The organism is Spirosoma arboris (assembly GCF_009754945.1).
In the GTDB taxonomy this organism is placed as follows: domain Bacteria; phylum Bacteroidota; class Bacteroidia; order Cytophagales; family Spirosomataceae; genus Spirosoma; species Spirosoma arboris.
On the sequence record NZ_WPIN01000007.1, the window covers coordinates 1 to 19,141 of the forward strand.

Below are 19,141 nucleotides of genomic sequence, written 5' to 3' on the forward strand. Positions count from 1 at the left end.
AATTATATTAGCCAACTAAGGTTTGTACTATTTGCCATACTGCTTAAATGGTAGCGTCCCCTCTATTTTGACCTTCTTTAAGTTAGGATCGTTTTTTATCCAATGCGCTTGGTTTAATGGCCAATCATTCTCAGCTATATAAATAGTCTCACCTTTTGAGAGACTATTTGCTAGATCACTGATAAACGTGTCCATAAAGTGAAAGAAGTTAGAAGCAATTGGTAGGGGATTTTTTTCAGCATTCATATCGATATAAACCACACTGTGGAAAGCCTCCCCTGGTTCCATCCACAAACAGAAATGTTCCTTTTGAGTGTTTCTCATAAAGGGTAAGGCAAAGGCGTATCGGTTATGTTCATGCCAAAACTCGCCCATGTAGGTATCAAAATCAATGCCTAATCTTCTGTTTTTAAATCCCAAAAAGCAGTAATCTAAGATAGACGCTCCGTTAGTAAACTTTAAGAACTCCAACAGATAAAGATTGAATTTATCCGGTATGCGACCAATACCCTTCATTACCTTTAGATAACTCTCTTTAGTATGAGGATAAAGGATGACATCCTTTGGATACTGATAACTGAGTTGATTTAATCGCTCTAAGATTTCTTCCATCCCAGCCTAGTTTGATTTTGTTATGAAAGCCCAAAAATGGTTAGATATACCGATAATGGCGAGCTGACAGGTTCCACCTGTTTCGTGACAATATAATGACCATTTGTATTAAAGAACCATCTTTCTTCCCTGTCGTACTTTTGAAAACGAACTATTCGGTAACAGCGAAATCACCCCTAACCAAGCCTCAGAAATAATAGCTCAGATTTAAGGAGTAAACCCGGTTGTACCATTTGATGTAAGGGTAGTTGGTCACTACGCCCGACTGCGGATCGGTTATCGTCAAAAACCGCTGGCGGGCGGAAAGTAGCCCATGATAGTAACGCAGATCGGTAACCAAGTGACGACTCAAGCGGTAACCTAGTCCACCCATTAAGCCCGCATCCCAGAAACTGGTTGATGGGATATCGTGGTCAAAAGGTGGGGTGGTCTCATAGCGTTGATGGTTATAGAGCAGGCCACCCGCCTGCCCTCCTATCTCCAAAAAAAACGCTGACTGTTTGGGGCGCACCCGTAGCATCAGCGGCAAGGTGAGGTAATCGAGCGTGTAGGTTTGTTCGATGATCGCACTACCATCCGCTGCGATACCGGCATGGTTGGCAAAGCCCTGCCGAGAATAAAGTAGGTGGCTCACTAAAGCGACCGCTGGCGAAAAACGTTTCTCCAGAGTAATACCTAGATTATAGCGCCATAGTAAATTGTGGTAGACATCTTTGGTTTTCACGTTTGCCGCATTGAGGCCCGTCGTTATTCCTACGCGAAGTGAATTAACAGATTGGCTACGGACGTTTAGTGAGCCAGTCAAGTATAGTCCTATGAAAGCACACAGCTTTAGTTTCATGACTCATCGTGTTTTATGTTTAGAAGCCAAAAGGTGGATCGATATAACGATTAGCGGGGAGCTAATAGAATTAAGCAAACCAGCCCTATCTAGTTAAGATGACGATTGTTTGCGTTGTACTACGGCCATTATCCCCTGTCGTACTTTTCTTCCCAAGTAGGAAAAATTACCCCTGACTTTCTATCAGCATAGTTAATCTCAGCATGTTTTACACGCCTACAACGTTGATTCTATAAACAGTTGTTGATAATGATTAGATGTAGGAGCGTAGGTAGAGGTGCGATATTGTTAATGGTAATCTTTACCCATGTTTGGGCTCAGACAATAGCTCAGCCACCCATAAAACCCATTCATTGTCCACCTTTAGAAGAGCCTGCAAGGATAGAAAAAGTGGTTAATGGTGTACTATACGATGGCATTGATTCTACGGCTCTTCAGAAAGAAATTGATAGCACATACGCCCAGCTCAAAGGCCGCTGGTTTCTTTATCAACTACAAGGGGGATGGAGTGCGCCCAATCGAACAGATCGACAAATAACTATGACCATTGATGAGCTTGGTCATGCCGTGATTGTCGAGCAGAATAAGCCGCTAGCCATTTTCCAGTTCAAACTACGTAGAGACTGGCAGTCGATTTACACGCCCATTGTGGGCAGAAATCAATCCTTTTTTCTGGGTATGACTCGTGGACTTATTGTGGAGGTGTGCCAGGATACATTAGTATTAAATGAAGCCTTAGGTGATGGGCTAGAATATGTCTTTAAACGGTAAACTGGTTGTTAGTTGCTAGACAAGTAGCCTACACGCACGGAGAATTTCCGCAACGACCAGACCCCGTATAAACTGGATGTCAATCTCGCCAGCCTTCCGGTTTATAAGGGGTTTTAGTATCGCTAGATACGCAAAGAGCTGTCGGGGGACGATCATTGTTGGGCCATAACCTAACCGGAGGCTCAAAATTACCATTGACATTGTAGGGCGGGGCAGGCTCAGGAAAAGGCCGACGCTGATTGAGTGCATAGAATAAATCGTCGCCAATATTGTTATGAGGCCCGGAAGGGTCCAAAGCTCCATAGGGTATGCCTTCCGTGTCTTTTCGATCTAACCAGTGGTGACCAATCGAAACGGCTGAGACGCTAAAGTAGCCCGCTACGCCTTCCCTTGGGTTAGCTTTATTGTGTACGTTTCCCGCTAACGCTGTGGGTGGTGTATCAGCTAGACCGCCTGTGTTCTGCGTCTGATCCTGGAAAAGTTTATAGTATCGATAGGCGTCCTTGGTCAACGACAGTTGGCGAATATCCACCAGGCAGGGGGCATGTTGGTAAAAGGGAATCTGGGCAACTTTCCGTCTAGTAAGTAGACCGCCGTTACTATATTGATCATCGAAGACATTGAGGATATAGCTGTGTAGAATTTCCCAACAGTCGGACCGGCATTGGTAGTCAAAATGCCAATCGCCACTGGGTACGTTAGGCGCATTATAATCATTCATGCCCGGGGGTGGGGTAAAACAATCTTCATAGAGGTCATTACCCGTGACAAAATAATAGTAGTTCAGATAGGTATGGGGCAAGACTTTGTGAACGGCGTATACACCCTGTTGACAGGTTCGACACCAGTATTGCTTTTCATAGAGCGTCCAGGTCCATTGATAATAATTAGACTGATCGGCGGGGTCCTGGGTATCAATGTAAATATCATGTCCAGCGGTGAAGCCCCCCAGTTGATTAGGCGCTAAACTTTGGGGATTGAACTGCGCATTGGTTTGTCTGATCAAAGGCACCGGTTGCATAACCTGCTGAGTCGATACGTACTCCGTACCGTCGCTGAGGGTAAGGTGTAGTTGATAGGCATGGCCCACTTGGCCCTTAAAATCGCTGGGTAGTTGATAGTGCCCAGCGATGGTCTCCTGGGCAGGGATCACCACGGCGGAGTCCATGACAACTTCGACCGTGGCTTTGGTCAGTGGTACATTCCCAAATCGACCCGTCAGTCGGTCGGCAGTGGAGCGATTGATTTGAATAATTTGGGGTTCTGCTAGATTTGTAATGGTGCCATCGACCACCATGATATCCACCGTGCCGCGCAGGATCAGCTCTTCAGGATCAACGCAAGCCAGTGGTAAGACACCAGCTACCAGACATGTGAATAAACGTGCTGTGACCGAGCGCATGAATAGCCTAAGTTGAGTAGCGTAAAACCACCTCAGCGGGCGAATTTACTCACATGGTTGTCTCTAGAAGCAACCTAGATCATGTCGGTAGTTTGTGGCTAACCCTAACCCGAGGCTTTGGGGTGGCTTACAGCAGACTCGCCGCCTTTTTGCGGTAGGCTTTCAGGCTGCTTTACTTTACATAACATTTACTTCTATAACAGCGAGCAAATTAATTGTGATCTCCATCAGAAGACTTAGTACGTTCACATCCGAACACCAAAAGGCACTTGGCAATACAGGTTATACGTCCTACTATAGTTACCAAGTTGATAAAACAATAGGCGTGAACACGCTGGTGATTAGCATCCAACGATATAAACTTGAGAAGCCTTATATTAAACGATGGCCTGTTGATCAAGCAACGATAGCTCACTATCATAAGGTCGTTGCTCAGGGGTATTCTTGGGCTAGTTTCGACCAAAACAGCCTAGTCGGAGTGATGATTGTCGAGAAACGAGAGTGGAATAATTCATTCTGGATTGACTATATTGAGGTTGTCGAATCCTATCAAGGCAGAGGAATTGGAAGCCAATTAGTAGCTAAGCTTGTTGGAGAAGCCCAGAAAGAGCACGTTCGAATCATTACTCTTGAAACTCAGAACACCAACGGGGACGCTATTGATTTTTATCAACGAAATGGTTTTGAAATTGACGGTCTGAATACGACTTTATATGATTCCGAGCACGGAGAGGAAATTGCTATTTTTTTGAGCAAACAGATTGAATTTTTCCATAAATAGGAAGACTCTGCAAGTAACCCCCATTGCCCAGGAGTGGAAATGATTCCTAGAAGTCATGGGAAGGTTAACTATAACATAGTTAGCAAGATGTTGTAAACCGAATTGGGTGCTTATTCTGAGTGGCTACCCAGCTTTAAGCATTCTGTCCTTACTAAGCGGTCTGTGGGCTGACCGTTTGTCTGGTATCCAATGGCGAACAAATACCCGTTATTTGATTAATTTCTGCTGTAGGCAGGTAATCATAGTAGGTGATTGTCTGTCCTGGTTTATATGTCTTAACCGTCCTGTGTCGTTGCTCAATTGCCTATTTTTTTGTTGTTTCGCAACATCCCTGTTTCAGTTGATGCCTGGTTGGTTAACAGGCGTTAACGTTTGACCATCAAGCAACCACATAACCCCATGCACTCTCCTCTCCAGGCGATGCCAGGCAATGCCCCCCACGAGCTGTTTCCCCACACCTGGCTAGCGTCCGAGCCCATCCGAACGTTAATTAATACCGCCCCCTTGGGACTGGCCTTACTCCAGAGCCTGCGGAATGAAACCGGGCAAATCACCGATTTTTCCTATCAGCTGGTCAACCCCATGCTCTGCGCGCTGACCAATCATCCTCCGGAAGATTTACTAAGTCAGCCCCTAACGGTCCTAAGTCCGGATGTGATCAAGACGGGTATGCTAGATAGATTAATTCAGGTCGTAAATACCGGCAAACCAGACCAGCATGTGGAGGAGTACCAACTGGACGGGAACGTTAGTCACTATGATCAACTTTACTTGACATCAGGTGATGGCGTATTGATGCTGACCCAGGATATTACTTTTAGCCCCCTTTCGGCGGTCGAACGTGGACAACAGACGGCGTTGCTTGACGCTATTGCGAACCGGGAATCTGTCGATAGCATCCGGGATAAGTTGCTGGTCTTACTGAGTGGGCAGATGAGGTAAGGACTACTGCATTTCATCTGTCGATCAGCATCATATACTAGGTTGATGGGCATCATAAAGAAATCACCAAAGAAGTAGCACCTTTGCGTGGACCACTCCAGCCCGGATTAGCTATAGGTAGTCATCGAAGCAGTCTATTGATTCTCACAAGCACCCATGAATGAAACACCATCGGATCAACCAGACGAGCGCCCAGCCACCACGCCCAATCCCGTGCCAGTGGATCAGAACCTGACTCAACAACTGGCTGATTGTCAGCAGCAACTTCAGCACGTGAAGATAACTCTCGCTGAAGCCCAGCGCGTATTGGCTCAGCATCGCCGGCTAGAAGATGAACGAAATCGGCTGCTGGAGCAAGAGCGCCAACTCAATGAATTAAAGTCCAACTTTGTCCTGCTGGCTTCCCATGAATTTCGTACACCTATGATGACCATTCTCTCTTCGGCTTCGCTGATTGGCCGCTATACGAGCCCGGTAGACGTCGATAAACGGGAGCGGCACGTACAACGAATCAAAACAGCCGTGGGTAGTCTGACCAGTATGCTCAATGACTTTCTAGCCATCAGTCAGATGGATCAACAGGCGCTGACCGCTCATCCTCAGCCCCTGGAGATCATCCCCTTTTGTCGGGAGGTGATCACCGACGCCCAAGTGCTGGCCCGCCCTCGTCAACGGTTCCAGTACCAGCATACCAATGGGCCCATCAAATTCCTACAAGATGGTCAATTGATTAAGCCAATTTTACTCAATCTACTAACCAATGCCAGCAAATATTCAGCGGAGGACGCCGATATTTATCTAACCACGACGACTCATGGGAGCCAGCTCCAGATCACGGTTACCGATCAGGGCATTGGCATTCCAGATACAGATAAAGATAAACTATTTATTAACTTCTTTCGAGGGCGAAATGCCATCCACGTCCAGGGCACGGGTTTGGGGCTTTACCTGGTTAAACGCTACGTGGATCTGCTGGAGGGCTCGATTTCTTTCACCAGCCAAGTAGGCGAAGGAACCATCTTTTCTGTTCAACTCCCGATAACGCCTTTGCCGCAATGAAAACGATTCTGGTTATTGAAGACAAGACAGAGGTCCGCGAGAACCTGGCCGAGATACTGGAACTGGCCCAGTATCGAGTCATTCAGGCCGCCGATGGCAGAAAGGGCGTTGAACTAGCCCGCTCAGACCGCCCGGATTTAATTCTGTGCGATATTATGATGCCTGAATTGGATGGCTACGGTGTTTTGCATATCCTGGGGAAAGACCCCGATACGGCTGGGATTCCCTTTATTTTTCTGACTGCCCGGATCGACCCGGCTCAGATTCGCAGCGGCATGAACCTGGGCGCGGATGACTACTTAACCAAACCCATCGACGATGTGGATCTGCTACACGCGGTCGAACTGCGTCTGAAAAAAAGCCAGCAAAGTCGCTCCCAATCCACCATAGACGGCCTAGCGGGACTGTTGGAAGCTCTGCAACAGCCAGCCGGTACTTCCTATCCCTGCGTTCGGTTTGCCAAAAAACAGCTCCTGTATGCGGAAGGCAACGGCCCGATGGCGCTCTATTTTATCCAGTATGGACAACTAAAACGGGTCAAAACCGATCCCCAGGGTAACACACTCATCACGGCTCTATCGAAGGGAGGAGATTTCGTTGGCCTGGCTGCGTTGCTGCTAAACATGCCTTATACCGAATCGGCCGAACTGTTGACCGACGCTCAGGTGTGTACCCTGCCTAAGGCGGAGTTTCTAAGGCTATTGACGAGTCATCCTGACATAGCCGCCTATTTCATGCGGTTGCTGGCCATTGAGCTGACCCAGCGCGATGAGCGTTTGTTGCTGCTGGCCTACCAACCAGTGCGCAAACGGGTCGCCGAGGCCTTACTGCTGGTTCAGCGTACTTTTTATTCCCCTGCCGACGCGGTGGGTACTGACCAGCTTCCGCCAAGTCAGCTGTCTCTGACGAATCCCGCCATGAGTTTATCGCGGGAAAACTGGTCTCAACTGGTGGGGGCCTCTCCCGAGACGGTCATTCGGGTTCTGGGCGATCTGCGGACGGAAGGAATGCTGGAACTATCGGGTAGTCAGATCACCCTGCTGGATAGCGACCGACTGGCCCGGCTGAAACATTGACCCCCATCAAGCCGGCAGATGACGGCCATCAAGATTTGTGTTGTTCTCCATCGCTCTCCGCGGCATGGGCATCATTGGGTGGGCGACCGAATCAGGCGACCTTTGTGGTATGATACAGCCAACGCCAACCCTCAAATTTAAACCCATCCAACCATCCCCTTTTTTTGCCATCACTCGGCAGCGGGTGGATGCCTACTTTAGCCAGCATGGTCTTTCTCCTCACGCCAATGGGGCCATGTGGGTAAAAGCACTCTTCTTTTTAGGCGGGTACGTACTTCTCTACGGACTGATTCTGTCCAATCAATTTGGGTCCTGGACCATGCTAAGTCTAGCGGCAGGACTGGGTATTTGCATCGCCTGCATTGGCTTCAATGTCTCCCATGATGCGCTGCACGGCGCGTTTTCATCTCGTAGCTGGGTGAACCGGCTCTTGGGGGGAAGTTTTTACCTACTAGGTGCTAACCCCTACGTTTGGAAGCTAACCCACAACATTGTTCATCATACCTATACCAATATATCGGGGCACGATGAAGATATCGAGGTGGCCCCAGGGCTGGTGCGTCTGGATGCCCAGGACACGCTGCATCCCTGGCATCGCTACCAACAATGGTATACATTCCCTTTGTATACTCTGGCCTCGCTGTCGTGGGTACTACGCAAGGATTACGTCAAGTTCTTCAAACGCCAGATTGGTCAGCAGGCCCCCGCATCTCATCCCCGGTCTGAGTATGTCAAATTATTTGTCTCCAAAACCCTATACTATATTTGTTTTCTGCTCCTACCGGCTTTGGTGCTGGATCTGAGCTGGTGGCAGGTTGGCGTCGGTTTTTTAGTGATGCACTTAACGGAAGGTCTCGTATTAGGTTTGATCTTCCAACTGGCACATGCGGTGGAAGGGACTTCCTATCCGGTTCCCGATGCGACGGGTAACATTCAGGAAGCCTGGGCAGTCCATCAATTGTATACGACGGCCAATTTTGCGCCCCGCTCGGCCCTAGCAGCCTTTATCTGTGGGGGCTTGAACCGACAGATTGAACATCATTTATTTCCCAAAATCTGCCACATTCATTATCCGGCAATTAGTGCAATTGTCAAGCGGACCGCTGCCGAATGCAATCTTCCCTATCTGGAAAATCGCAGCTTTGGCTCGGCGCTTGCTTCCCACTTCCGCTTATTAAAGAAATTAGGGCGAGTCACCTAGAGTCCGCAAGACCACACACAAGCAGCCGATACCGACGAAACAGGGAAATAAAAAGAGCGTAGATAAAGGTCAACTAGGGGTTAGCTCTATTTCCCTTCAACCACCCGCTGCCTATACGCCGGCACGTTAAACAGCCAATTAGCGCTAGTCTGTTCTCTACAGCAACGGCCAACCGTCTCATTCATACATACCCAATTATGTATTTAGGTGAAGTTGGCCACCGCCGGGCGGTCCCGCCTATTTTTCCGCTTCGGAAGTCCGATTTTTATCAAGCGATTGGCTTCTAGTTAATGAACTGTATTCACTAGTAAATCAGCAACGAAATCGCCTGGTTTATGCCCATGAAAGCTTCAATATAGCATGCTGATTAATAACATTCTGTAATAGTACAGTGCGTAACTACACGTAAGATGCTCAACAAATCCTCCACTTTTAACTCATCGGACCGCTTGTGTTACTCTGTACCTGTCAGTAGTACGGGTTCGCTTTGGGATGGGTTTGGAGGCTGGTTATTTAGGGTATGTTCCAGTCTGCTTATTAAACCCGCCCGTCGCCAAGCTCGAATCAATTACGCCCCTTGCCGGATCATACAGCCAGGTAGTGATTTTCTGAGTAGTAACTGCCCCTCTCAATTATGCCTGAATCAGCTGGTAAAAGAGAGTCAATCGGTTCCTTAGTTATAAACTGCATAAATCCCACGCTTTGAGAGTAAAGTCTATACTACGTCAGTCAAGTTAATCAATACAGGTGGCCTCTCCGAACAAGTTGCATCCCAATGAAAGTCTCACAAATCGGTACCTCAACATTGATTACGCTAGTAGCTGCCGCTTTAGTAATTGGCTGGCTTGATGCCACCGCTGCAAAGCCAATCCTAGCCCTGTTAGGGATCATTCTACTTCTATTCTACAAATTGGACGTTTATGTAACCCGCCAGCACATTAAGTTTGTATTTGGCATTGGCCTCATTCAACGCAGCATATCCCTCGACCAAGTGGTGGGCGTAAAAGTGGTCAGAAATTCAATATGGTCGGGTTGGGGTATTCGCGTAAGTTCAGCTTTTACACTCTATACGGTAGCTGGTTTGGATGCAATTGAGCTGACGCTAAAAGGAAAAGTCCGTACAATACGAATCGGTACCAACGTGCCAGAGCTACTAAGTGCTTACATTAATCAACAACTAGCCCTCATGAGAGCCAATCAAGATGAGGCCAGGTAATATACTTGCTTTTCTAGCGCTGAAGCTGGACGGCATCCACCCTGGGGCTGACTCAGGTCACTAGTAAGTTAGGTCCTGTTGTCCAGACGGTATCGGTGCTCCTTGACTTTTGCGCAGTGCTGTACATACGCTTGAGTCATTTCTGAAAAGCAGCGTTACTGTCGAATCCAGCCTTTGAGTAGGGTCTTAGCCCACATGAAGTACTGAAGCATACTCAGGTCGGGGTTATCTTGGATAAATTTTTCCATTATTGTCGCAAACTCGCTTTCTTCTTCTGGGGTAAAGGCGGCCTGTTTTTCTTTCAGCCAACGAGGCATAAATTCGGTAATTGCCTTGCGCCGGCGGAGCTCTTCATCACTTTCCATTTTATAATTTCGTTTCTTTGTATTACGAAGAACTAAGAGGGACTTCCAACCCGCTCTATAGTAAAGCCTTGTAGATCGCCCTGCAAGGCTTTATTGCTAATTTCGCATCGAAAGGTTAGAAACCTTCACTTACGATGTTACCTTAAAGCCTTGTGGATCATTCTGCAAGGCTTTTTTATGGTATAGTGCCTTTATCGTTAATGGATTTCAGCATCTGTAATACTTCGTTATCGCTAAGCGCCTTGCCCCAACTAGCGACGATACCCACAATCAAATTACTTACTCGTAATTGCTGTAAACTTGACGCAATTACGAGTGGTGGCTTATTGAGTAGGTTGGTCAGATCACCTGTAAGGCCTTCAGCATGGCATATAATAGCGATTTCATGCAGTATCTGGTCTCGCATATCATACATGGCTTTTTATAGCTAAAATTGCGTTTACAGGCTTTTCCCTGTTACATTCTTTGCGCCATTTTCATTATAGGCCAGATCAACTAAGGGGTAGTAAGCGATAAACTCATCCCAGGCATTTTTATAGACTGGATATGCTCTAACCTGAAATTTCGGTTTTAGTAGCTCAGGCTTTAATCATTCAACTAACTTATAAGTTGGTTGGCTTGCTGCTTCATGGTTGGCTGCTGTGGCCTAGTGACTAACCTACGGGTAATTTAGGAAAATAGCAAATAAGCCAAACGGGTCTATGGAAGGATGGCTCTCGGTGTAGGCAATGTAGAAAATGCAGGCTGAAACAACACTTTTTATTTTTCCCTGCAACGAGTCGAGGCTATTAGTGACAATTTTTCTGTTTCAGGGGCTACCTGTGAAGGACTTTGGCAGAGTAAGTGAGTACTCGTTTGAAAAGATCGGGCTTTGTTCCTCAGCAATTGGATTACTCTCAATAAAGGGTACACCATTGCTACCAACGTGCTACAACTTCCCCAGCCCATCAGCTAATTGCTTAGTTTATTAATAAGTAATTTTACTTAACTTGCCTGTCAAACAAGAACAAGTGTATGTTAACAAACCAAAAACGCCGGTCTCGCTTGGGCTGGCGTTTTTTTATAGTATAACCACTACCTACTACTCTTTTACCTGCATTAGCTGTGTATCTTATAGGTACATGTTGGTGTGGATTAGGATGAAATGCCGACCCGGATCGAGTCGGCATTTTTGTGTATCTTCACTTGGGCAAAATCGTACTTATGAATCCTGTTATTTCCCCTGGTGATTGGGTCAGTGTTGAAATCCGTATTGGCGGTTACTATCGAGGCAAACAGAAAGGGGTGGTACTTCGCTGGACAGCTTCGGGCCGTATTTCGGTTAAGCTCGATGATAAAGGGCAAGTTAAGAATGTATCAGCAGACCAGGTCAAGAAAGTGGCCGGTTGTCCAGCTAAGGATGCCTGTCGACATCACCGTATCCATCAAATGTGATATCGCCGGTGGCTGGCTCGATGAACTGAGTAATATCATTGGTAAGGCCCTGGGTTCGTATAGGTGCAAATACTCTTATTCTCGTATCAGGAAACGCTTCCGAAAGACGTAGCGCACAAGCGAAGGACGTTCTTCCCTTGGTTAAAACATCATCTATTATCGTGATTCGTTTCGGCGAGATCACTTCCAATTTTTTTACAGTCAGGCTATTATATTGCTCTTCAACTGTTGGTCTGTTTCCTTGTGATGAGCCAGAAGACTTTCTAATGGCGTTAGCCCGCTCTAGGTAAGGTATAACTATGTCAGCAAGACCAGCTTTGACTATTTCATCAGCAATCAATCGAGCCGGCCATAATCCCCCGGCTACTAAAAGAGAACTACCAGGTACTGGAACAAGTACAACGTCTTCGCCAAAGAAGTCGCGAAAAAGGGCTGATTTCTCAAATTGGCCAGTAAGGTACTTTGCAAAGCCCTCAAGTGTTTCCGCGTTTCCATTTTTAAATCTGTAGCAAGAGTTCCTTGAGTGCACTGACTCCCTGGATTTTCCCCTTGGCGAATAATTGGCTACCGTCGCATATCTAACTGGGGAAATCTGAGTAGCATTCTTCATCAACTATGCCAGATGGGATGGTATAAAACAAATCCTCAAAGTTATCCTGCGATAGCAACTGAGCGCCATACTTTATCATTTCCTGAGCCCATGATAGATTCCTTTCTTTGACAAGATTTTCTAGTAAGTATAAAGGTCTTCCAAGTCTTAGGGCTTCCCATCCCTGGTGAACCGTTCCACTTTTTTCAGAGGCTTCAATAATGATTGTTGCATGGCTTATTAAGGCCATGGTCCGGTTCCGAATCGGGAAGTTCTTAGGCTGGAAAGGAGTATATGACGGAAATTGGGAGATAACCAGTTGCTCACTCGCTAATCGTTCAAAAAGTCCGTGGTTCGATTTGGGATAAGGTTTATTTAAGGGCGTTCCCAAAACAGCTATTGTTCTACCGTTACATGCTAATGCGGTCTGATGAGCAATGGTATCGATTCCTTCGGCCAAACCACTAACTACTGTAATTCCATTTTCAACCAACCGCCTGGAAACAATTACTGCTCTTCTTACGCCATTGGGTGTCGGATTTCTACTCCCAACTACAGATACGCGTCCTCCTCTTCTTAGCAAATCTAGGTTGCCAGAGTAGTAAGCTTTATTGGGAGCATGTTTCTTTTCAAATTCATTCAAAACCCCAATCGTGTCTGGAATTGAAAAAAAAGGAAATTCTTCATTTTCTAGCAGGTCTTTCCTATTCATAAAGCCTCTCCTGTTTATTGTTAGGCAAAGTGTGATTTTTTATCTTTTTAATCAAGATAAAATCATAATGGGCTTCAAGCAGTGTAAAGCTAATGTATTAACACTAGTAATACAAATATTTTCGCTAAAAGTATTAACAATAATCATACATTTTCACTAAGTTTGTTCGACCATAAAAACTATTCTAATGGCCAAAGAAACAGCGTCTCTAGTAGTCAGGATGAGTCCAAAATTAAAAGAGGACTTCCGAGCCTTGTGCAATGAAGACGAAATTGATATGTCTGATAAGGTGCGCGAAATTATTGCCAATTTGGTAAGAAACCGTAAACGCCAACTTGTAAAATCGGACGCAAAAGCGAATTAAAACACTGATTATCGGCAATTGGATATGACAGTCCAGTTGTTGTCGAAAAGCGCGTAGATAGATCGAGTAATTAGATAGGTATTGGTTCAGATGCTTTGGCTCACTCGACTTACCAACACTATGTTATCGTCACGAGTGGGTGTCGTGTTAGTGGGAGCTGATACGGAAGGTTGCTTACACTAGCTAAGGGTTATCAGAAGAACCACAATAAAATATAACCTCAGGAAATGATTCATAATAGATGAGGCACACTGAAAGGAAACCGTACACCAATCCGTATACCGTATACAAAGAAAAAGCCGCAACCGATTGATTTACAATTGATTACGGCTAGTTTCTGTGCCGAAGGCGAGACTCGAACTCGCATGTCCGTAAAGACACACGCCCCTGAAACGTGCGTGTCTACCAATTTCACCACTTCGGCAGTACGCTTTCCCTATTTGGGATTGCAAAGATAGGGCTACCCTACCCGTACACGCAAGATTTTTTGCTAAAATTTTCTGAGTTATCGATTAAACAGCAGCAGCTTCCCTGGTTGTTCTGTCAGGAATTCACCATTTTGATAAACCAATTCACCTGATACAATCGTGTGAGTTACGCTGGCTCCAAACATATGCCCTTCCAACGGCGACCAACCACATTGATACAGAACATTTTGCTTTGTGACGGTTGCTGGTTGATTCATATCGACTAAAACGAGGTCGGCCCAGTAGCCTTCGCGGACGTAACCACGTCGGTCAATCTGGAAGCAATCGGCAGGAGCATGGCTCATTTTGCGCACAACAGTTTCGAGCGATAGTTTGCCCTGATTCACAAAGTCGAGCATAAGTAACAACGGATGCTGCACCAGCGGTAATCCCGAAGGAGCCTGCCAATACGGTTGCTGTTTTTCAGTCCAGGTATGGGGAGCATGATCGGTAGCAATAATATCTAACCGATCATCTATTAAGGCAGCTAATAACGCTTCTTTATGATGAGGTGCTTTAATGGCGGGATTACACTTGATAAGGTTACCCAAAGTCGCATAGTCCCGGCTATCGAACCAAAGGTGATGCACGCAAACTTCTGCTGTAATTCGCTTCTCAGTGAGTGGGATCGTATTATCGAATAAGACCAGTTCATCGGCTGTCGATATATGCAGAATATGCAGACGTGCATTGTGCCGACGAGCCAGTTCAACGGCCATCGATGATGATTTCAGGCAGGCTTCTTCATTACGAATCAATGGGTGCAAATCGGCTGTTGCATGGTCACCATATTCAGCTTTGTAACGTTCTGTATTAGCCCGAATCGTGGCTTCGTCTTCGCAATGCGTGGCAATCAGCATGGGGCTTTGGCGGAACAGGCTATCCAGTACCTGCTCGTTATCGACCAGCATATTACCGGTCGATGATCCCATAAATACCTTAATACCGCAAACGGTATTCGGATCGGTACGCAACACCTCGTCGAGGTTATCATTCGACGCACCCATGAAAAACGAATAATTCGCTAGTGATGTCTGAGCTGCAATTGCATATTTATCGGCCAGCAATGCCTGTGTTAATGCATTCGGGACGGTGTTGGGCATCTCCATAAAACTAGTGACACCCCCAGCTACGGCTGCCCGAGCTTCGGATTTAATTGTGGCCTTATGTGTCAGTCCCGGCTCCCGAAAGTGCACCTGATCATCAATGACACCAGGCAATAGGTACTGCCCATTTGCTTCAATGATCTGATTGACATCAGCATCAGACAGCCCCGACTTAATTTGAGAAATGAAGCCGTTTTCAATCAGTACATCAGTCTCGATAATCTGACCTTCGTTCACTAATCGAGCATTACGAATTAACAGTTTACTCATAATAAGCGAGCGGCTTCTTTAGCGAAATAGGTCAAAATTACGTTGGCACCGGCTCGTTTTATGGCCATTAATGATTCCATCATGGCGCGTTCTCCGTCGAGCCAGCCGTTCTGAGCGGCCGCTTTTATCATGGCATATTCGCCACTGACATTATAGGCAGCGATGGGCAGGTGAAAATTATCGTTCAGGAGTTTGATGATGTCCAGATAAGCCAGTGCCGGTTTGACCATTAAAAAATCAGCCCCTTCTTCGAAATCAAGCTGGGCTTCTATGAGTGCTTCGCGACTGTTGGCCGGGTTCATCTGGTACGTTTTCTTGTCGCCAAACTTCGGAGCGGAATCGAGGGCATCGCGGAAAGGACCATAGAACGCACTGGCATATTTTGCTGCGTAAGACATAATAGCTACTTCGTGAAAACCGCCCTCATCAAGTACTTGCCGAAGGTAGCCCACTCGCCCATCCATCATGTCGGACGGGCCAACAATGTTAGCTCCGGCTTGTGCCTGTGCGAGTGCCATTTTACCCAATATCTCTAACGTTGGATCGTTCAGAATTTTGCCATTTTCAACAATGCCGTCGTGTCCATCTGAACTATAGGGGTCCATAGCCACATCGGTCATGACCATTACCTCCGGGAAGCGGTCTTTAATCGCCCGAACAGCCTGCAAATACAGACCATCAGGATTATAGCTTTCGGTTGCGTATTTGTCTTTCTTCGATTCAGAAATATTTGGGAACAGGTCGAATGTTTTGATGCCGAGATCAACGCATTCCTGAATTTCATTGAGCAGCAAATCCAGCGAGAATCGATAGATGCCCGGCATAGAAGCGACTTCTGAACGAACATTCTTACCTTCCATGATAAAAACAGGCAAGATAAAATCAGTGACCGATAAACGGGTCTCCTGCACCATGTCGCGAATGACCGCCGATTGACGGTTTCGACGCGGACGACGTATTAGATTCATTGGTTTTCGTGGAATGAGTGGAGGGGGGGAGTGAGTAATATAGGTGGAGCGAGTAGAGTACGTTTTTCGAAACTACTTCACTTTCTCCACTTACTTCAACCCAATCTACCAACTACACTATTAACTTAAATCCTTCACCATGTACATTTACCAGCTGAACAGCAGGATCTTCTTTAAGATACTTCCGCAGTTTAGTTACATACACGTCCATGCTTCGGGCGTTGAAATAGGAATCATCGCCCCAAACCATTTTCAGCGCAAAGCTACGACTGACTGGCTGATTGAGGTTCTGCGCCAGCAATTTTAATAACTCCGATTCTTTGCTGGTTAGCTTTTGCGGTTGGAGTTCTTCTAACGTATCTGTGGTCCGGGAGAGCAGTTGGTGTGGATAATCGAAGGAAAGTGAGCCTATTTTATAAATAGACGGGTCGGCAGAATCAGTTGAGCGTTGATACCTGCGCAGAATCGCCTGAATCCGAAGCAGCAACTCCTCCATGCTGAACGGCTTGGTCATATAATCGTCGGCCCCAACCTTAAATCCCTGAATCGTGTCTTCCTGCATGGATTTAGCGGTTAGGAAAATAATAGGCACATCGCGATTTCCCATTCTGACCTCTTTGGCGAGCGTGAACCCATCTTTCTTGGGCATCATCACATCGAAAATACAAAGGTCATAATCGCCCTCCATAAACAGTTGTAGACCTTGATCACCATTGATGGCGCGGTCGGTCGTATATCCTTTCATGGTCAGGTATTCCTGCACCAATTGACCCAAATTTGGATCGTCTTCAACGAGGAGTATGGTTGGCATAAGTATAATGATTGAATGATTGAACGAGAGTGAGAGAATAAGGCTGACACAAAAAGCCATTCACTCACTCTCTCATTCAATCATTCACAATTTTATAGGGTAAAATCACTTCAAATGAGCTGCCTTTGCCAAGATGGCTCTCAACCAGAATCTGGCCGTGGTGTTCGTCAATCATCTTTTTCACATAACTCAAGCCTAAGCCGAAACCTTTTACATCATGACGATTACCGGTCGGCACTCGGTAAAACTTCTCAAAAATTCGACTCGTCTGGTCTTTCGACATCCCCAACCCCTGATCTGTAACTGTGATACTTACACCTTCGGGAAGGCTTCGTGTACTTAACGTAATATGTGGGCTTTCGGGTGAGTATTTAAGTGCATTGTCCAGTAAATTATAAACGATGTTCGTCAAGTGAAGCTCATCGGCTTCAACGACTTCCCGATCGGCGTCGAAATGAAGATCAACCTCTCCCCCACGCTGCTCGATTTGCAGGCCCAGATTGTTCAACACTTTTTCGATGACATCATGTACGTTTACCGGCGACAGGTTGAGTTTAATTTCACCCCGATCCAGCAATGCCATCTGCAATACTTTCTCCACATGCGAACCCAATCGTCGGGTTTCGTCGCGAATGATACCCATATAGCGGGTCAACCGCGAGTCTACTTGCTCACGATGTTCAGGTAAATCGATAGCACCATGCCCACTCGAAGCCATCCTTACAGGTGCGCGTCCTGAACTTACCTGACTTTCTGACCGTAGTTGCTCCTGCGCCATTTCGACCGCCAGTGAAATAGTCGAAATTGGCGTTTTGAACTCATGAGTCATGTTATTGATAAAGTCGTTCTTGATATCAGCCAGTTTTTTCTGCCGAACAATCGTGCTGATAGCGATGTAAAAACAGGCCAGAATGACCAGGATTAGAACGACCGAAGCCCCAAATGTAAACCCCAACCGCTCCAAAATAAACTGCTGTTGGGTTGGAAAATAAACATAAACGTAATTACCCGTTTCGACAAAGTTGTTCGGAAATAATGCCGCTTTATAGCCTTCTGCATCAAGATGTCGAGCTTCCAGGCCAAGTGATGTGAACAGGAATTTGGGCTGTTGCCGGGTGCGAACACCATAGGCAAACGGAATACTGATGCCTCGTTCAATTAATGCCTGACGAAGCAATGTATCTAGCGCCAGCCGATTGATACGGTCTTCGATAGGTCGATCGGATAATAGCAAACCTTTGAGAACATCCTTAATCATGTGTGATTGCTCTTCAGCCCGATGTTGGCTCATGCTCAATGGATGTGTGGGAGTACCTGGCTTAACTGACACCAGACTATTGTCGACTGTGCCCTTATGCTCTTGCGTCGACTGACGAATACGCCGTTTTGCGGCTTTTCTGAGCGAATCCTCATTGACCTGCTTATTGATGCGGATTAATTCGGTGCTCAAAACGTTCTCCACCCAATGATCAAACTGCTGTTGTTGTAACAACTGGGTCTGCCAGTCACCAACAGCCATTAACTCTTCCTGCTGACGAAAAAATTCGACAACAACCGCCGATTGCTCGGCCGAAAGAGGTTGAACCGTTGGATGAAGTACATCTGACTGAACCACAACAGCTCCGGCAGGAGTCATCCCAAGCGTCATTTGTCGTGAGTTGGGTGGTACAGCCTGCGAGCGATTCACTTGCTTTGCTTCTGCTAACCGCTCAGAGCGCTTGGTGCCCATGCCATGGTAGATTGATTCTGAAGGACTGGCTTTCCCCTCTTTTTTAGCAATGGCCCTTAGACGGTCCTGTTGTTCACGGGCCTGAATACGCTGCTTGGTTAGGTATACGATCTCCTGCCGTTCCAGTGTTCGAACAACCTCCTGTAAAGCATCTGTCACTTTATAGGCAAATTGTTCTTTCTGCAACCGCAGGGCACTACTAATCCAGAACAATTGCAGACCCACCAGTCCCAAAAGTCCTATTGCCATCAGCGCGACAATCCAGCGTATGCGTTGTTTCGACATTTTTTTACTCCCTCATGCAACCTTCGTTCAGGTTCTGCATCTATTTGAAAACTAGGCGTGGTATGTAAAAGTACGAACCGGGTAGGCTACTCATTGGCTCGTTAACAAACTTTAACACCCCCTGTATCAATTGGTTTAGC

20 protein-coding genes and 1 tRNA gene are annotated in these 19,141 nt (G+C 46.4%); 9 read left to right on the forward strand and 12 right to left on the reverse strand.

All coding sequences use genetic code 11. The annotated features are described in order from the left end of the window. Positions 1 to 27 precede the first annotated feature (27 nt). The gene (locus tag GO755_RS18945; protein WP_157586877.1) at positions 28 to 612 is read right to left on the reverse strand and encodes an SMI1/KNR4 family protein; all 585 of its coding nucleotides are present in this window, start codon (positions 610 to 612) and stop codon (positions 28 to 30) included. Positions 613 to 799: 187 nt separating this feature from the next. Continuing rightward, positions 800 to 1,453 carry a porin family protein gene (locus GO755_RS18950; protein WP_157586878.1) on the reverse strand — a complete coding sequence of 218 codons (654 nt, stop codon included), beginning with the start codon at positions 1,451 to 1,453 and terminating at the stop codon, positions 800 to 802. Positions 1,454 to 1,744: 291 nt separating this feature from the next. On the opposite strand from GO755_RS18950, the gene GO755_RS18955 reads away from it, so the two are divergent. Continuing rightward, the gene (locus tag GO755_RS18955; RefSeq protein WP_157586879.1) at positions 1,745 to 2,224 is read left to right on the forward strand and encodes a hypothetical protein; all 480 of its coding nucleotides are present in this window, start codon (positions 1,745 to 1,747) and stop codon (positions 2,222 to 2,224) included. 79 nt (positions 2,225 to 2,303) lie between these two features. Here the strand turns inward: GO755_RS18955 and GO755_RS18960 are convergent, their stop codons facing one another. After that, positions 2,304 to 3,626, reverse strand: a complete 1,323-nt coding sequence (locus GO755_RS18960; RefSeq protein WP_157586880.1) for a DUF4249 domain-containing protein — start codon at positions 3,624 to 3,626, stop codon at positions 2,304 to 2,306. A gap of 94 nt (positions 3,627 to 3,720) precedes the next feature. On the opposite strand from GO755_RS18960, the gene GO755_RS18965 reads away from it, so the two are divergent. The 6 genes from GO755_RS18965 to GO755_RS18990 all read left to right on the forward strand — a co-directional run bounded on the left by GO755_RS18965 (position 3,721) and on the right by GO755_RS18990 (position 9,901). Further along, complete coding sequence (locus tag GO755_RS18965; RefSeq protein ID WP_157586881.1) at positions 3,721 to 4,407, forward strand: GNAT family N-acetyltransferase; 687 nt, start codon at positions 3,721 to 3,723, stop codon at positions 4,405 to 4,407. Positions 4,408 to 4,806: 399 nt separating this feature from the next. Further along, positions 4,807 to 5,349 (forward strand): PAS domain-containing protein, encoded by a 543-nt coding sequence (locus GO755_RS18970; protein WP_157586882.1) that lies wholly within the window; start codon positions 4,807 to 4,809, stop codon positions 5,347 to 5,349. 156 nt (positions 5,350 to 5,505) lie between these two features. Then, a complete protein-coding gene (locus GO755_RS18975) occupies positions 5,506 to 6,408 on the forward strand; it encodes a sensor histidine kinase (protein ID WP_157586883.1) in 903 nt (300 codons plus the stop codon). After that, positions 6,405 to 7,484: a response regulator gene (locus GO755_RS18980; protein ID WP_157586884.1), complete on the forward strand. Its 1,080-nt coding sequence runs from the start codon at positions 6,405 to 6,407 to the stop codon at positions 7,482 to 7,484. Before GO755_RS18975 ends, GO755_RS18980 begins: the two co-directional genes overlap by 4 nt. Before the next feature lie 109 nt (positions 7,485 to 7,593). Then, on the forward strand, positions 7,594 to 8,685 hold the full coding sequence (locus tag GO755_RS18985) for a fatty acid desaturase family protein (protein ID WP_157587229.1): 1,092 nt from the start codon (positions 7,594 to 7,596) through the stop codon (positions 8,683 to 8,685). Between the two features lie 775 nt (positions 8,686 to 9,460). Continuing rightward, on the forward strand, positions 9,461 to 9,901 hold the full coding sequence (locus GO755_RS18990) for a hypothetical protein (protein WP_157586885.1): 441 nt from the start codon (positions 9,461 to 9,463) through the stop codon (positions 9,899 to 9,901). A gap of 155 nt (positions 9,902 to 10,056) precedes the next feature. Here GO755_RS18990 and GO755_RS18995 read toward each other — a convergent pair whose 3' ends face one another. Both GO755_RS18995 and GO755_RS19000 read right to left on the reverse strand, forming a co-directional pair. Beyond that, on the reverse strand, positions 10,057 to 10,266 hold the full coding sequence (locus tag GO755_RS18995) for a hypothetical protein (protein ID WP_157586886.1): 210 nt from the start codon (positions 10,264 to 10,266) through the stop codon (positions 10,057 to 10,059). Positions 10,267 to 10,441: 175 nt separating this feature from the next. Continuing rightward, entirely contained in the window at positions 10,442 to 10,672 is a 231-nt protein-coding gene (locus tag GO755_RS19000) for a hypothetical protein (RefSeq protein ID WP_157586887.1), read from the reverse strand. Between the two features lie 797 nt (positions 10,673 to 11,469). Between GO755_RS19000 and GO755_RS19005 the strand changes: the two genes are divergently transcribed. Beyond that, complete coding sequence (locus tag GO755_RS19005) at positions 11,470 to 11,700, forward strand: hypothetical protein (protein ID WP_157586888.1); 231 nt, start codon at positions 11,470 to 11,472, stop codon at positions 11,698 to 11,700. On the opposite strand, the gene GO755_RS19010 is transcribed toward GO755_RS19005, so the two are convergent. Together GO755_RS19010 and GO755_RS19015 are read right to left on the reverse strand one after the other, a co-directional pair. Continuing rightward, the gene (locus tag GO755_RS19010; protein WP_157586889.1) at positions 11,660 to 12,310 is read right to left on the reverse strand and encodes a phosphoribosyltransferase; all 651 of its coding nucleotides are present in this window, start codon (positions 12,308 to 12,310) and stop codon (positions 11,660 to 11,662) included. The two genes, GO755_RS19005 and GO755_RS19010, sit on opposite strands and share 41 nt — an antisense overlap. Then, a complete protein-coding gene (locus GO755_RS19015; protein ID WP_157586890.1) occupies positions 12,279 to 13,001 on the reverse strand; it encodes a DNA-processing protein DprA in 723 nt (240 codons plus the stop codon). The genes GO755_RS19010 and GO755_RS19015 overlap by 32 nt, the downstream gene beginning before the upstream one ends. A 187-nt stretch (positions 13,002 to 13,188) precedes the next feature. On the opposite strand from GO755_RS19015, the gene GO755_RS19020 reads away from it, so the two are divergent. Further along, entirely contained in the window at positions 13,189 to 13,365 is a 177-nt protein-coding gene (locus GO755_RS19020; protein WP_157586891.1) for a hypothetical protein, read from the forward strand. Between the two features lie 340 nt (positions 13,366 to 13,705). Here the strand turns inward: GO755_RS19020 and GO755_RS19025 are convergent. From GO755_RS19025 to GO755_RS19045, 5 genes are all read right to left on the reverse strand, one after another. Beyond that, positions 13,706 to 13,789 (reverse strand) — tRNA-Leu (locus tag GO755_RS19025). An 81-nt stretch (positions 13,790 to 13,870) separates the two neighbouring features. Next, complete coding sequence (locus GO755_RS19030) at positions 13,871 to 15,208, reverse strand: dihydroorotase (protein ID WP_157586892.1); 1,338 nt, start codon at positions 15,206 to 15,208, stop codon at positions 13,871 to 13,873. Next, a complete protein-coding gene (gene hemB, locus GO755_RS19035; protein ID WP_157586893.1) occupies positions 15,205 to 16,176 on the reverse strand; it encodes a porphobilinogen synthase in 972 nt (323 codons plus the stop codon). The genes GO755_RS19030 and hemB overlap by 4 nt, the downstream gene beginning before the upstream one ends. A gap of 112 nt (positions 16,177 to 16,288) precedes the next feature. After that, the gene (locus tag GO755_RS19040) at positions 16,289 to 16,987 is read right to left on the reverse strand and encodes a response regulator transcription factor (protein ID WP_157586894.1); all 699 of its coding nucleotides are present in this window, start codon (positions 16,985 to 16,987) and stop codon (positions 16,289 to 16,291) included. A 76-nt stretch (positions 16,988 to 17,063) separates the two neighbouring features. Beyond that, entirely contained in the window at positions 17,064 to 19,001 is a 1,938-nt protein-coding gene (locus GO755_RS19045; RefSeq protein ID WP_157586895.1) for a sensor histidine kinase, read from the reverse strand. Positions 19,002 to 19,141: the final 140 nt, after the last annotated feature.